This is a genomic window from uncultured Acetatifactor sp. (assembly GCF_948601915.1).
Lineage (GTDB): Bacteria > Bacillota > Clostridia > Lachnospirales > Lachnospiraceae > Acetatifactor.
The window spans coordinates 1-13940 of the sequence record NZ_CAPDXS010000139.1; the positions used below are offsets into that span (position 1 = coordinate 1).

Genomic DNA, 13940 nt, shown 5'->3' on the forward strand with positions numbered 1-13940 from the left:
AGCTCGTCGGGCTCATAACCCGAAGGTCACAGGTTCAAATCCTGTCCCCGCTACTACAAGCTTAAGAATGAAAGTTCGACAAGCTTCGATGCCCAGATAGCTCAGTTGGTAGAGCAGAGGACTGAAAATCCTCGTGTCACTGGTTCGATTCCGGTTCTGGGCATTTTTGGTGGATATATAGCATGAAAAGGTACAATTTCGGCCTTTTGATGCTATTTTTTTGTGACAGGATGTGCTATAATAAGCTAAATATATTTATGAATAATCATTCATCTAGGGAGAGGAACCATGGAAGAGAGGCAGACAGGGGAGATGGCAGAGACAGGAAAGCTTCCAGAGGAGAATGCGCAGAATCCGAAGCACAAGGGCGGGAGGCGCAGGAGGAAGAGGTTTTTCCTTATCGCATTTCTTCTTATCGTTGTAGCAACATTGGCAGTGGCGGCATATCTTTATTACAGGGGAGTTGTGTACTATCGAACCCATTTTTTCCCGAACACGAAAATCAACGGAATGGATTGCGGCGATATGGAGGCAGCGCCGATTGTCGAGGCGTTGGAGTCCCGGATCGACGGATATGCTCTGGCAGTGCTGGGCAGGGACTATGAGACCGGGGAGTCGGACGTGGTGCTTGGCATCATTGCGCCGGAGGATATCCAGCTACAGTATGTGGGCACCAGAGAGGCTGTGGAGTCGCTTCTGCAGCAGCAGGACGAGTTCTTCTGGATGGAGGCTTATCTGGACAGGCAGTATGACTACACCCTGGAGCAGGACATGAATTTCGATGAGGATATGCTGGGCAGCCTGGTGAAATCCTGGGAGGCCTGCAAGAGGAAGAACATGCAGATGCCCCAGAACGCGTATATCAGCGAGTATTCTGAGGAGACAGGCGGCTATGAGGTCGTCCCGGAGACCGTGGGGACGTCGTTTGACGTGCAGAAGGCGATTCCGCGGATCGTGGAGGCGGTAAGCGCCCAGGAGGCGGCCATCAACCTGGAGGAGCAGGGATTCTACCGGGAAGCTGCCGTGAAAAGCGATGACAAACGGCTGAACCGCACGGTGGACGATGCCAATAAATGGCTGGGCACGAAAATCGTCTACGACTGGAACGGGACAGAAGTGGTGGTGGATCGGGAAATCCTGAAAGACTGGGTCTCCATTGAGGACGAAAAGGCTGTTCTGGACGAAGAGGCCGTGGACGCCTTTGTGAAGGAACAAGCTGGGGCATATGACACCTATGGGAGAAGGAAGAACTTCATGACCACCTATGGATATGAGATATCGCTGCCCGGCCGGAACTACGGATGGAAGACAGATGTGGCAGGGGAGACCGAGGAGCTCATCGCCCTGATATATCAGGGCAGCACTATAGAGAAGGAGCCTCTGTACAGCATCAGGGCCAGGCAGAAGGGCAGCAACGATATCGGGAGCTCCTATCTGGAGGCGGATCTGAACAGCCAGCATCTGTACCTGTATCAGGACGGGAATCTGGTGCTGGAGACGGACTTCGTATCAGGTACGATGATTTCGGATTTCGGCTGTGTGACGCCGGAAGGGATATTCGGTATGCTGTACAAGTCCACGGACGCGGTGCTGGTAGGCGAGACGTACCGAACGCCGGTGAAATACTGGATGCCCTTCTATGGGAATTATGGCCTGCACGATGCCAACTGGAGGGGCGCCTTCGGCGGGGATATCTTTGTGACAGGCGGCTCCCACGGATGCATCAACCTGCCCCCCAGCATGGCGGCGCAGATCTACCAGTATGTGTCGGAGGGCTTCCCGGTGATATGCTATTATCCCCAGGGGATTCCGTACATAGGCCCGCCTGCGGAGCCGGAGCCGGAGGGCGGCGTACCGGAGGGAGAGCCGAATCCGGAGGAGGTTCCGGTAGGCTAGGCAAATATGATTCGAGGAAAGAAGCGCGGAAATATGGAGAGAAGAATTTCAGGAAGACGAACGGAAAGACAGGCATTGAGATGGCAGAGGAGGCTGGAGCGCTTCCGCAGGGAGGAACGGCAGATTCGGGAGATGGCCTCCGACATACTGGAGTCCCGCAACTTCAACAGGATGAAGGCGTATGTCCAGCACGGGGATGTGACCGTGAACGCCCATGTGCTGAGCGTGGCCAGGTGCAGCATCGCCCTCAGCGAATATCTGCATATCCGCTGCAGCAGAAGGGAGCTGATCAGAGGAGCGCTGCTCCATGATTATTTCCTCTATGACTGGCATATTCCAGACAAAGAGAATCCCCATAAGCTGCACGGCTTCTATCATCCCGGCACGGCCCTGCGCAACGCCTCCAGGGAGTACCGCCTGACGCTCCGGGAGCAGAACATCATAAGGCGGCATATGTGGCCGTTGACCGTGGTGCCGCCGGCCTGCAGGGAGGCATGGATCGTGACGGCAGCCGACAAGTGGTGCTCGCTGCTGGAGACCTTATATATCTATAAAGGACATGGCCCCCGTGGAACATTTATTTGAAGAGCTGCGGAAGCATTCGGAGAGCGACATCTACCCCTATCACATGCCGGGACACAAGCGCAGACCCTTCGGAATGCTTCCCGGAGAATTGAGCAGAATAGATATCACGGAGATAGACGGCTTCGACAACCTGCATCAGCCGGAGGGCATCCTGGATGGCCTGCAGCGCGAGGCCGCCGGGCTTTACGGGGCGGAGGAGAGCTTCTATCTCGTAAACGGGAGCACCTGCGGGATACTGAGCGCGGTCAGTTGCGCGCTGCCCGAGGGAGGGCATATCCTGATGGCGCGGAACTGCCACAGATCGGCCTATCATGGGATTTATCTGCGGGGCCTGAGGGCCACATACCTGTATCCGCCCTATCTGGAGGAGTATGGCATATATGACGCCCTGGAGCCGGAGGAAGTCCGCCGGGCTCTGGAGCGGGAGCCGGATATCGGGGCCGTGCTGGTGGTATCGCCCACCTATGAGGGGCGGATATCGGACATCCGGGCAATCGCGGACATCGTCCACGAAAGGGGGATTCCGCTGATCGTGGATGAGGCCCATGGCGCGCACCTGGGCCTGGCCGACGGTTTTCCGAAAAATAGCTGCCAGCAGGGGGCCGACCTGGTGATCCACAGTGTGCACAAGACCCTCCCGGCCCTGACCCAGACGGCGCTGCTCCATGTGAACGGACAGCGGATAGACAGGGGGCTCCTCAGACGGTTCCTGCGGATATACCAGTCCAGCAGCCCGTCCTATCTGCTGATGGCGGGCATCGACAATGCGCTGCGCTATGTGGGCCTTCAGGGGCAGGAGGCCTTCGGAGCCTTCCGGCAGCGGTTCGAGGCCATGCTGGACAGGCTTAGGGGCTGCAGGCATCTCAGATTCCTGACGGACGCCGGGGACAGACAGGACACGGGCAAGCTGCTGATAGCCACGAAGCAGTCGGGGCTTACCGGGAAGCAGCTATATGACATCCTGCTGGGGAGATATCATCTGCAGCCGGAGATGGCCTACACCGGCTTCGTGCTGGCCATGTTCACGGTGAACGACGGGGAGGAGGCGTACCGGCGCATGACGGAGGCCCTGCTCGCCATTGACGGCGCATTGGAGGAGGGCATGGCCCATACGCCGGAGAAAAGGGCGGAGGGATGCGCGGCGGAAGCCCCGGGAAGCGGCGAATACCGCCCTGGGGCAGGAGCGCTGTGTGGGGAAGGCGCAGGGGAATCTGCCGGACATGGCAGAAACCGGGGAACCGGGCGGAGCGGCGCGATTCCCCTGGCAAAGGCCTGGGATATGCCCACGGAGCAGATAGCCCTGGCGGAGAGCGAGGGCAGATATATCGGGGAGTTCATCAACCTGTATCCCCCCGGCGTGCCTCTGCTGGTGCCGGGAGAGCGGATGACGGGGGAGCTGATCGGAATGATTTCGGAGGTCGAGGAACAGGGCCTTGAGGTGCAGGGCGTGGGAAGGCGGAAGGGAGCCGGGGGCTTCCTTGCGGAGCTGTACGTCCCGGCCATTTTGGAGGAAATACAGGATAGTTGGAACATATATAAACGGCATTGAATTCTTGCCAGTCACATTGCGCAGTAAGCCATGCCGTTTATCCGGTTTTGGGGCAAGATTTAATCGCTGTATATATAGACTGCAAATTTAACCAGTGCGCAGTATAAATTGAGGATTCTGGAAAGACGGAGGTTTTGGATATGAGAAGGACGAAGATTATTTGCACCATTGGACCGGCCAGCGAGAGCGTGGAGCGGCTGCGTGAGCTGATGCTGGCGGGAATGAATGTGGCCAGGTTCAATTTTTCCCACGGGACCCATGAGGAACAGCGGGAGAAGTTCAGAAGGGTGGTCCAGGCCAGGGAGGAGCTGGGGCTTCCGGTGGCCACCATGTTGGACACCAAGGGGCCGGAGATCCGCCTCAGGGATTTTGAGGGAGGCAGGGCCGAGCTGGTGAGCGGGCAGCAGTTCGTGCTGACCACTCAGGAGATCCTGGGCACGGCACAGCGGGCCACGATTTCCTATAAAAACCTGAAGGACGACATCCAGGTGGGGACGACGATTCTGATCGACGACGGCCTGATCGAGATGACGGTGGAGGAGATAGCCGGGGAGGATATCGTCTGCCGGGTGGTGAACGGCGGCTTCGTCTCCAACCACAAGGGCGTCAATGTGCCGGGAGCGGTGCTGTCCATGCCCTATATCAGCGAAGTGGACAGGGAGGATATCCTGTTCGGCATCGAGACGGGCTATGACATCCTGGCGGCATCCTTTGTCAGATGTAAGGAAGACATACTCGAAGTCAGGAGGATTCTGGAGGAGCATGGCTGCGGCATGAAGGTCATCGCCAAAATCGAGAACATGCAGGGCATCCAGAACCTGGAGGAGATTTTAAGCGTCTCCGACGGCATCATGGTGGCCAGGGGCGACATGGGCGTGGAGATTCCCTTCGAGGAGGTGCCTGTCCTCCAGAAGAAGATGATCAAGCTGGCCAACGAGCAGGGGAAGCATGTCATCACGGCCACCCAGATGCTGGAGTCCATGATCAAGAACCCCAGGCCTACCAGGGCGGAGACCACGGACATCGCAAACGCCATCTATGACGGTACTACGGCGATTATGCTCTCCGGCGAGAGCGCGGCGGGGAAATATCCGGTGGAAGCGGTAAAGACCATGGCGAAAATCGCGGAATCTGCCGAAAAAGATATTGATTACGGCGCCCGGATGCAGTGCGACAAGTGCCGGGAGAGGGACATCACCACGGCGCTGGCCTACGCCACCTGCACGGCAGCCAGGGATCTGGACGCGGCGGCGATTATCACGGTGACCATGTCCGGCTTTACCGCGGCGGCCATCTCCAGGTTCAAGCCCCAGAGCCATATCATCGGCTGCGCGGTGCAGGAGAGGGTCTGCAGGCAGTTGAACCTCTTATGGGGCGTGACTCCCCTGATGATCCGGGAGGAGAAGAATGCGGAGACGCTGTTCGCCAACGCGGTGGAGGAGGCCAGGAAGGCCGGCCATGTGAAGAAGGGCGACATAGTCGTAATCACTGCGGGCGTGCCGCTGGGGATGGCGGGCACCACGAACATGATCCATGTAGTCGAGGTCGGATAAGGCATGGGAAAAATAATATGCCTGATGGGAAAGAGCTGCGCCGGAAAGGACACCATCTATAAACGGCTGCTGGCGGACAGGGAGCTGAGGCTGAAGAAAATCGTGCCTTACACCACCAGGCCCATCCGGGAGGGGGAACAGGAGGGCGTGGAATACTTCTATACGGATGAGGACGGCTTCCAGCGTCTCAAGAGCCAGGGAAAGGTCATCGAGGACAGGGCCTACCACACCTATCATGGCCTGTGGCGCTACTTCACCGTGGATGACGACCAGCTGCGGGAGGCGGACGACTATCTGATGATAGGGACGCTGGAGGCCTATCGGAAGCTTCAGGAATATTTCGGTATGGACAGACTGCTGCCGGTAATGGTAGAATTAGAAGATGGGCTGCGGCTCCAGAGGGCGCTGGACAGAGAACTTTCCCAGGAATGTCCGAAGTATGGGGAGATGTGCCGCCGTTTCCTGGCGGACAGCGAGGATTTTTCCGAGGAGAAGATAGCACAGGCCAATATCGCCAGACGCTTTGTGAACGATGATCTGGAGCAGTGCCTTGATGAAATCAAAGACTATATCCGGGTGGGGATTTCCGTAAAATGACAGTGCGGCGCACTGAGGAAAGGAGGGCAGGTATATGGACATAAAGGTGACCCAGGTGGGCCAGAGCGCACCGATAGAGCAGGTGCAGAACCCGCCGCCTGCGGACGGCAGCTTTAAATTCATGCTTGCCAGCCATGTGGAGGGGGCCGAACTCCAGGCAAGGCTGCAGACCCTCATGGAGGAAATCACCATGCAGGGGGACAGGTTGGCCAAACGCCGGGACGTGAAGGACATGAAGCACTATCGGAGGCTGGTGAAGGAGTTCATGAACGAGGTGGTGACCCATTCCCATGCTTTTTCCAGAGAGAACTTTCTGGACAGGAGGGGGCGGCACAGGGTCTATGGAATCATCCGGCTGGTGGACGAGAACCTGGACAGCCTGGCCCAGGAGCTGATGAAGGACGAGCAGGACCACTTAGCGATCCTGGGTACGATTGGGGAGATACGGGGATTGCTGTTGGATATATTTACATGAGGGGAAGCCGCCGGGTGGGAACCGGCAGCGGCGCTACGGACGAAAGGGGTATGGAATATGGCGGGATTTCGCGATGTCATCGGGCAGGAACAGATTAAGGAGCATTTGCAGGGGGCGCTTTCCACGGGGAAGATTTCCCACGCTTACATCATCAACGGGGAAAAATCCTCCGGAAAGGAGTTCATCGCCAGGGTGTTCGCCATGGCGCTACAGTGTGAGAGCGGCGGGGAGGAGCCCTGCCAGGAATGCCATTCCTGCAGGCAGGCCCTGTCGGGGAACCAGCCGGACATCATACGCGTGTCCCATGAAAAGCCGAATACCATCAGCGTGGACGATATCCGCGCCCAGGTGAACGGGGACATCGCGGTGAAGCCCTACAGCAGCCCGTATAAGGTCTATATCATAAACGAGGCGGAGAAGATGACGGTCCAGGCCCAGAACGCCCTCCTGAAGACCCTAGAGGAGCCGCCGGTGTATGCGGTGATCATCCTGCTCACCGTCAATGTGAACAGCCTTCTGCCCACGATCCTCAGCCGCTGCGTGACGCTGAACATGAAGCCGGTGGCGGACAACCTGATAAAGGACTATCTGTGCAGGATGCTGGCGGTGCCGGATTACAAGGCGGAGGTCTGCGCGGCGTTCGCCAGGGGGAATGTGGGCAAGGCCAAGATGCTGGCCACCAGCGAGGAGTTCGAGAACGTGAAGGCGGAGGCCCTGGCGCTGCTGAAATACATACAGGACATGGACCTGAACGAGATCGTGGCGGCGGTGAAGAAGATCACGGAGTACAAGCTGGAAATCAAGGATTATCTGGATATCTGCGCCATCTGGTATCGGGACGCGCTGCTGTTCAAGGCCACCAGCGACATGAACCACCTGATCTTCCGGGAGGAGATCCAGGCGCTGCGCAGGACTGCCCAGCGAAGCAGCTATGAGGGCATCGAGAACATCATCAAGGCGCTGGACACCGCCAAAAGACGTCTGGATGCCAATGTGAACTTCGAGCTGGTCATGGAGCTTCTGATGCTGGCCATCCAGGAGAACAGCTGAGGGGCGGAATGGTGAAATTCCATTATTAACTATGGCCTTTTGGGGCAGGATGTGATAGAATAGCACTGCATCCAATGAGAGGACATGTTTTATACAGATATATGGCTTATGCCAGAGTGAGGTAGATAGATGGTTAGAGTGATAGGCGTCAGATTCCGGACGGCGGGCAAGATCTATTTCTTCGATCCGTTGGAGTTTGAGATAAAAAAAGGCGACCATGTAATCGTGGAGACGGCCAGGGGCATTGAGTTCGGCACGGTGATGGCGGGAGCCATGGAGGTCTCCGAGGAGAAGGTGGTACAGCCCCTGAAGCCTGTGATTCGCATCGCGAACCAGCGTGACGTGGAGCAGGAGGAAGCCAACCGGGGCAAGGAGAAGGAGGCATTCAGGATATGTCTGGAGAAGATTCGCGACCATGGGCTGGAGATGAAGCTGATCGACGCGGAATATACCTTTGACAACAATAAGGTGCTGTTCTACTTTACGGCTGACGGCAGAATCGACTTCCGGGAGCTGGTGAAGGATCTGGCCAGCGTCTTCAAGACCAGGATAGAGCTGCGCCAGATTGGCGTCCGGGACGAGACGAAGATTGTGGGGGGCATCGGCATCTGCGGCCGTCCGCTGTGCTGCCACAGCTATCTGGCGGATTTCGTCCCTGTGTCCATCAAGATGGCAAAGGAGCAGAACCTGTCCCTGAACCCGGCAAAGATATCCGGCGTGTGCGGCAGGCTCATGTGCTGCCTGAAAAACGAGGAGGAGACCTACGAGGAGCTGAACAGGCGGCTTCCCGGCATCGGGGATTCGGTCACCACGGAGGAGGGCCAGAAGGGCACGGTGCAGAGCGTCAATGTGCTGCGCCAGCTTGTGAAGGTGGTCATAGACGCGGGGGACGAGAAGGAGATCAAGGAATATCCCGTGGAAAAGCTGTACTTCAGGCGTAGGCACAGCAAGAAGGAGAAAATGGAGCTGTCCAAGGAAGAGCTTCAGGAGCTGGAGCGCCTGGAGGAGGAAGAGTGGCAGAGGCAGGAGCAGGAGCTGATGAGCAGGGCGGAGGAGGCCCAGCGACAGAACGCCAGGAACAGGCAGGGGAGCCGTAGGCCGCCCGCCCAGCAGGGCGGCGAGGGTCAGAGGCCTCCCGTACAGCGCACGGAGGTCGATCGTAGGCCCGGCCAGCGCGCCGAGGGCAGACAGCAGGGACAGCGCGGAGGCGGGCAGCAGAGGCAGGGCGGCAGACGCTTCGAGACGGAGCAGAGGCAGCAGACCCAGCGCCCCGGGACGAAGCAGCCCACGGAGGAGCGCTCCGGCAACAGGCGCCGCCACGACACGCCCAGGCATCAGAACAGGAACCGCCAGAACAGCCAGAACCAGGGAAACCGTGAGAACAGCCAAAATGGAAAGAACCGCTATGACAACAGGAACAGACGGGAAGGGAGAGCCCCGGAGGGACAGCGGGGGGTAGGAGATGGCCAGGCTTAAAGAGGGAGAGCGCATCGATGACCTGGAGCGGAACGGCTACCGCATCATACAGCATCCGGAGAAATTCTGCTTCGGGATGGACGCGGTGCTCCTCACAGGCTTTGCCCGGGCGAGGCGGTCGGACAGGCTGCTGGATTTGGGCACCGGGACGGGCATCATCCCTCTCCTGATGGAAGCCAAGTACGGCTGCGCCCATCTGACGGGGCTGGAAATCCAAGCGGAAAGCGCCGACATGGCGGAAAGAAGCGTAGAACTAAACGGTCTTTCGGACAGGATAGAGATTGTCACAGGAGATATCAAAGAAGCAGACCATTTGTTCCCGTCTGCTTCTTTTGACTGTATCACATGTAACCCGCCCTATATGATTGGGCAGCACGGAATCGCCAATCCGGATGCTCCGAAGGCCATTGCACGCCACGAGATTCTCTGCACTTTTTCGGATGTGGCGGCCCAGGCGGAGAAGCTTCTGAAGCCCGGAGGGCATTTCTTCCTGGTGCACAGGCCCTTCCGCCTGGCGGAGATTATCACGGAGCTGGTCCGCCGTAGGCTTGAGCCCAAGCGGATGCAGCTGGTATACCCCTATGTGGACCGGGAGCCCAATATGGTGCTGCTGGAGGCCGTGCGGGGCGGGCGGCCAAGGATGACCGTGGAGAAGCCCCTGATCGTGTTCCGGGAGCCGGGGGTGTACATGCCGGAAATCAGGGAGATCTACGGATATTGAGGCAGGATCGGAGTGGGAAACGGGCCGGCGGGCCTGTCCGGCTTCCGGGAATATCGGGAAGCCCGGGACGCAGCCGGGAGGAAGCAAAGCGCGGCCCGGCAGTAAGCCCGGAAGAGCTATGGCGGATGCGCGGAGCAGGGCCGGAAGGGAGGGGAAATGGCGGGAACATTATATCTATGTGCGACACCGATTGGGAATCTGCAGGACATGACGTCCAGAGTCGTGGAGACCTTGCGGGCGGTGGACGTGATTGCGGCAGAAGACACGCGCAACAGCGTCAAGCTGCTGAACCATTTCGACATCCATACGCCCATGACCAGCTACCACGAGTACAATAAGGTGGAGAAGGCAAGGCAGTTGGTGGGAAGGCTCCTGGCCGGGGAGGACGTGGCTCTGATCACGGATGCGGGGACACCTGCCATCTCGGATCCCGGGGAGGTGCTGGTGGCCATGTGCCAGGAGGGCAATGTGCCGGTGACCAGCCTGCCGGGGCCGTCCGCATGCATCGTGGCGCTGACCCTGTCCGGGCTGCCCACCAGGAGATTCTGCTTCGAGGGCTTCCTGCCCAGGGAGAAGAAGGAACGGCGGGCCGTCCTGGGGGAGTTGGCGGGAGAGCCCCGCACCATGGTCCTCTATGAGGCGCCCCACCACTTGAAGGGGACGCTGGCGGAGCTGCTGGAGGCCCTGGGGGACAGGCGGGCCACCCTCTGCAGGGAGCTGACCAAGAGATTCGAGACCGTGATGCCCACCACGCTTTCCCAGGCGCTGGCCTTCTACGAGAAGGAAGAGCCCAGGGGAGAGTATGTGCTGGTGGTGGCGGGGAGGAATCGGGAGGAGCTGCGGCAGGAGGAGATCGCCGCCTGGGAGTCCATGTCCATTGCGGAGCATATGGAATATTATGAGCGGCAGGGCATGGACGGCAAGGCGGCCATGAAGCAGGTGGCAAAGGACCGGGGCGTGGGGAAGCGTGAGATCTACGCGAAGCTCCACGGCCCGGAGCGGGAGACGTAAGAGGACAGGCCCGGCGGCGGGATTTTGGGCTATGCAGCCTAGGCGGCGGGCTCCTGGCCGCAGTGCCGCGCAGGCCTGGCGAGGAGGGAGAGAATGGCTGCTGAAAATTGTGACACATGTGTCAACTATGTGTACGATGAGGACGATGAATGCTATTACTGCCTGATGGACCTGGACGAGGACGAGATGTACCGGTTCCTGACAGGGGACCAGAGGGAATGTCCCTACTACAGGCTGGACGACGAATATGGCGTAGTCAGGCATCAGCTGTGACGGCCGCGGCAGCGGAATGCCGCGTGGGGCAATGCAGAGGATATCATTAGAAAAAGACCAGGATCTGACAATTTTGTCGGTTTCTGGTCTTTTGCATTTGCGGCCTTTGGCAGGTATATATTTTTGCGGAGGGACAATAATAAGCTTGTGCTCAATCGGCGAAAGCATCCGTTGCAGGCTTTCTGCCGGGAGTGCAGCCCTGTTGATGGAAGAATGGTCAGATATAAGGTTCAGGGCGGCATGGGTCTGCCGGAAAAGCCTGTGCCGCCGGGAAGAGAGGTATGGAAAATGAGCAATATTTCAGAACTTGATTTGCAGAATCTGCGTCATCTCATCGGCGGATTCGACACCACCCACTGCAAGATGCAGGCATACGCGAAAGAGGCGGAGGATCCCCAGGTCAGGCAGTTCTTTGAGAAAGGCGCCAGGTCCGCCATGGACAACAAAGAGCAGCTGATGAAGTTCTTGAACTAACCCGAAGTTGAACGAATTCCAGAATGAGAGGTAGAGACATGCAGGAAAAGACAATGGTAGCAGATACACTGGCAGGCATCAACGGTGAGCTGACCCGCTACGCGGGCATGATCGCCCAGTCCGAGAACAAGGAGCTGAAGCAGACCCTGAAGCAGATCCGGAACGCCTGCGAGCAGTCCCAGGAGGAGCTTTACCAGATTGCCAGGGAGAAGTCCTATTACGTGCCCGCCAGCAAGGCCACGGAGGAAGAGGTGGCTCATGTGAAGAGCCTGTTCACCCAGGGGACGCTGTAGGCGGCAGATAGCCCCGCGGGAAGCGGACCGGAGGAGGACAGAAAAAGCGCTCTCGGGCAGACTGGCCTGGGGCGCTTTTTCGGGCTTTTTATTTGTTCTCATCGTCCTTAGACTTCTCTTTTTTGTCCTTTGCCCTTTTGGCCAGGATAGTGACAAACGTGGCCGCAGCGCATACCAGGAAAAGTATGTTCACGGCGGAATCTAAGAATTCATACATGTCTAAAATCTCCTTTCGTTATGTATGGACAATATTATACCAGACTCGGCCGGATATGAAAATAGATATGCTTATAATCATATCGAAATGTTTACATAGTTTACTTATGGTAGGCTAGGTGGTATACTGTAGGAAGAGGTTCTAGCAGCTATCGGACGGTTCCCGACACAAGCTTTAACACGAGTAGAGGTTTGAAATATACCTACCAGGGAGATGGGCTGAAATTGTATGCGTATTGTACATATTATCTGGTGATGTATTATGGCTGCATGTGTGTATTTTTTTAAACAAATGAATGCCAGTGGATCAGAAAAAGTGATGGTTATGATTCGAAGAGTCTGGATGAAGTTTATGATTGGGAGAGGGAGGAGGTCGAGGAAATAATTTGGAAAGAATTTCAAAAAGGCAAAGATGGTGATTTAGCCGTTTTTTGCCAAGAAATGTTTGCGAAAGGGTTATTATAATGATAAATGATATATATGAGAACTTGTGAGTTGAAAGTTTGTAGCACTATGAAGCCAGACAATCCCACGGTTCTTCTGGTGCTTCCGGCAGTCCCTGAATTATCTGCGTTATGCATAATTCGGGCTTTTGGCCTAAAAGGCGGAAAAAATGTTTCCGGAAATAATGCATGAGTGCTGCCTCAGAGACCCTTCCCCTGGATGGCGTCCTCTGGTAGCGGATCTGGCCGGAACTTACCTTCCCAATAAAGTGGATGGAAATGCTCTGCAGAATCCCCATCGCAATACAGGACAGGGCCATATGCATCTCAATGGCACGGACGGCCTCCAGCACTTTCTGGCGGGGCCTTTCACCCTCCACCTGCTCCATGGGCGTAGGCTCCCCTTTCTTCTGGTAGTAGTTCAGCTTCGGCATGTACTTTGACCAGAAGTGGTAGCAGAACGCCCCAATCTGCTGCTTCAGTTCACGGAACGTGCATTCAATCCGGAACCGGTAGCTGTAGAGCCGGATGATGGACAGCGGCTCCAGCGCCAGGCTGGTGCTTGCCAGGATGCCCTGGACGCCATCCATCTCCACCAGCACGAACCGCAGCTCCTGGTACGGCTTCTGGCCCCACAGCAGGTCGATGCAGTAATAGCGTATGGCCTCCTTTTTGCCATAGAGCTCTATCTCTGCTTCCTGGAACTGTCCTTTATGGGAGCCGAACAGCTCTTTGAGGCGGACAGCGGCCCCCTTCTTAGGCGGCCGTCCCCTCCCGGGTCTGCGGGGGCCGGGCTTCTGGTATGCGGTGCAGGACTTTTTCGCTTTTGTGACGATTTCCATATGCACGCTCCCGCTGCCATTGAGCTCCTTCAGCTTCTCAAGGGCCGGTACTGTAAGGAAATACCTGTCCAGCAGGAGCAGGGAGTCCCCAAAGGTATGGGCAGCGTGCCAGGCGTCCTCCACCATCTGGACTACATGGGAAGCAGCCGAAACAGATGCCCCTTTCCATTCCCTGGCAGCCTGGAGCCCGTCATGGAGCCGGATGCTTAAAGGGATGCAGGCCCATCTGCGGACACTGCCGGCCAGGATGCCAAGGCCGCCGAACATATGGCCGTGGATGAATTCCGGCTTCGCGGAATTCTCCGATTCCTGGAAAAGCTTCTTTACCCCCGGCATGCGCCGCCCTTCCTTGGACTGCTTGACGCCATCGCCCACAAGGACATGGAGGTTCCCTTCTTTATAAAGGGGCGCATACTGCTTTACGGCACAGAACCAGCGTTTCCGGATCTCCTCCAGCGACCAGGAGGATGCCCTGAAGAAATGCAG

General features: G+C 57.4%; 14 protein-coding genes, 1 tRNA gene and 1 pseudogene. 14 read left to right on the plus strand and 2 right to left on the minus strand.

Annotation, left to right across the window (positions count from 1 at the left end; translation table 11 throughout):
• Positions 1–90: 90 nt before the first annotated feature.
• The 14 genes and pseudogenes from Q2B33_RS19285 to Q2B33_RS19350 all read left to right on the plus strand — a co-directional run bounded on the left by Q2B33_RS19285 (position 91) and on the right by Q2B33_RS19350 (position 11953).
• Positions 91–163: transfer RNA gene (locus tag Q2B33_RS19285), tRNA-Phe, on the plus strand.
• 125 nt (positions 164–288) lie between these two features.
• Complete coding sequence (locus Q2B33_RS19290; protein ID WP_300573818.1) at positions 289–1896, plus strand: L,D-transpeptidase family protein; 1608 nt, start codon at positions 289–291, stop codon at positions 1894–1896.
• 75 nt (positions 1897–1971) lie between these two features.
• Positions 1972–2481, plus strand: a complete 510-nt coding sequence (locus tag Q2B33_RS19295; protein WP_300789090.1) for a phosphohydrolase — start codon at positions 1972–1974, stop codon at positions 2479–2481.
• Positions 2465–4030: an aminotransferase class I/II-fold pyridoxal phosphate-dependent enzyme gene (locus Q2B33_RS19300; protein ID WP_300573811.1), complete on the plus strand. Its 1566-nt coding sequence runs from the start codon at positions 2465–2467 to the stop codon at positions 4028–4030. Before Q2B33_RS19295 ends, Q2B33_RS19300 begins: the two co-directional genes overlap by 17 nt.
• Before the next feature lie 140 nt (positions 4031–4170).
• Positions 4171–5583 (plus strand): pyruvate kinase, encoded by a 1413-nt coding sequence (pyk, locus tag Q2B33_RS19305; protein WP_296478312.1) that lies wholly within the window; start codon positions 4171–4173, stop codon positions 5581–5583.
• A 3-nt stretch (positions 5584–5586) separates the two neighbouring features.
• Positions 5587–6180: a guanylate kinase gene (locus tag Q2B33_RS19310; protein WP_296478315.1), complete on the plus strand. Its 594-nt coding sequence runs from the start codon at positions 5587–5589 to the stop codon at positions 6178–6180.
• Between the two features lie 34 nt (positions 6181–6214).
• Complete coding sequence (locus Q2B33_RS19315) at positions 6215–6655, plus strand: YaaR family protein (RefSeq protein WP_300573804.1); 441 nt, start codon at positions 6215–6217, stop codon at positions 6653–6655.
• A 57-nt stretch (positions 6656–6712) separates the two neighbouring features.
• The gene (gene holB / locus Q2B33_RS19320; protein ID WP_300573801.1) at positions 6713–7705 is read left to right on the plus strand and encodes a DNA polymerase III subunit delta'; all 993 of its coding nucleotides are present in this window, start codon (positions 6713–6715) and stop codon (positions 7703–7705) included.
• 129 nt (positions 7706–7834) lie between these two features.
• Positions 7835–8719: pseudogene (locus Q2B33_RS19325) on the plus strand (stage 0 sporulation family protein); the annotation flags it as partial.
• A gap of 448 nt (positions 8720–9167) precedes the next feature.
• On the plus strand, positions 9168–9902 hold the full coding sequence (locus Q2B33_RS19330) for a tRNA1(Val) (adenine(37)-N6)-methyltransferase (RefSeq protein ID WP_300574158.1): 735 nt from the start codon (positions 9168–9170) through the stop codon (positions 9900–9902).
• A gap of 156 nt (positions 9903–10058) precedes the next feature.
• On the plus strand, positions 10059–10913 hold the full coding sequence (gene rsmI, locus Q2B33_RS19335; RefSeq protein WP_300784267.1) for a 16S rRNA (cytidine(1402)-2'-O)-methyltransferase: 855 nt from the start codon (positions 10059–10061) through the stop codon (positions 10911–10913).
• A 93-nt stretch (positions 10914–11006) separates the two neighbouring features.
• Complete coding sequence (locus Q2B33_RS19340) at positions 11007–11186, plus strand: DUF6472 family protein (protein ID WP_300574164.1); 180 nt, start codon at positions 11007–11009, stop codon at positions 11184–11186.
• Between the two features lie 288 nt (positions 11187–11474).
• A complete protein-coding gene (locus Q2B33_RS19345; RefSeq protein WP_296465983.1) occupies positions 11475–11660 on the plus strand; it encodes a hypothetical protein in 186 nt (61 codons plus the stop codon).
• 38 nt (positions 11661–11698) lie between these two features.
• The gene (locus tag Q2B33_RS19350; protein ID WP_300574167.1) at positions 11699–11953 is read left to right on the plus strand and encodes a spore coat protein; all 255 of its coding nucleotides are present in this window, start codon (positions 11699–11701) and stop codon (positions 11951–11953) included.
• A gap of 88 nt (positions 11954–12041) precedes the next feature.
• Here the strand turns inward: Q2B33_RS19350 and Q2B33_RS19355 are convergent, their stop codons facing one another.
• The gene (locus Q2B33_RS19355) at positions 12042–12170 is read right to left on the minus strand and encodes a hypothetical protein (RefSeq protein WP_296465980.1); all 129 of its coding nucleotides are present in this window, start codon (positions 12168–12170) and stop codon (positions 12042–12044) included.
• 510 nt (positions 12171–12680) lie between these two features.
• Positions 12681–13940 (minus strand): transposase (locus Q2B33_RS19360; protein WP_300797529.1); only part of this gene is annotated, 1260 nt, incomplete at its 5' end.

Coding starts and splice junctions, on each gene's coding strand:
- Q2B33_RS19290 (WP_300573818.1), top strand. CDS start 289: ATGGAAGAGAGGCAGACAGGGGAGATGGCAGAGACAGGAAAGCTTCCA.
- pyk (WP_296478312.1), top strand. CDS start 4,171: ATGAGAAGGACGAAGATTATTTGCACCATTGGACCGGCCAGCGAGAGC.
- Q2B33_RS19310 (WP_296478315.1), top strand. CDS start 5,587: ATGGGAAAAATAATATGCCTGATGGGAAAGAGCTGCGCCGGAAAGGAC.
- Q2B33_RS19315 (WP_300573804.1), top strand. CDS start 6,215: ATGGACATAAAGGTGACCCAGGTGGGCCAGAGCGCACCGATAGAGCAG.
- holB (WP_300573801.1), top strand. CDS start 6,713: ATGGCGGGATTTCGCGATGTCATCGGGCAGGAACAGATTAAGGAGCAT.
- Q2B33_RS19330 (WP_300574158.1), top strand. CDS start 9,168: ATGGCCAGGCTTAAAGAGGGAGAGCGCATCGATGACCTGGAGCGGAAC.
- rsmI (WP_300784267.1), top strand. CDS start 10,059: ATGGCGGGAACATTATATCTATGTGCGACACCGATTGGGAATCTGCAG.
- Q2B33_RS19340 (WP_300574164.1), top strand. CDS start 11,007: ATGGCTGCTGAAAATTGTGACACATGTGTCAACTATGTGTACGATGAG.
- Q2B33_RS19345 (WP_296465983.1), top strand. CDS start 11,475: ATGAGCAATATTTCAGAACTTGATTTGCAGAATCTGCGTCATCTCATC.
- Q2B33_RS19350 (WP_300574167.1), top strand. CDS start 11,699: ATGCAGGAAAAGACAATGGTAGCAGATACACTGGCAGGCATCAACGGT.
- Q2B33_RS19355 (WP_296465980.1), bottom strand. CDS start 12,170: ATGTATGAATTCTTAGATTCCGCCGTGAACATACTTTTCCTGGTATGC.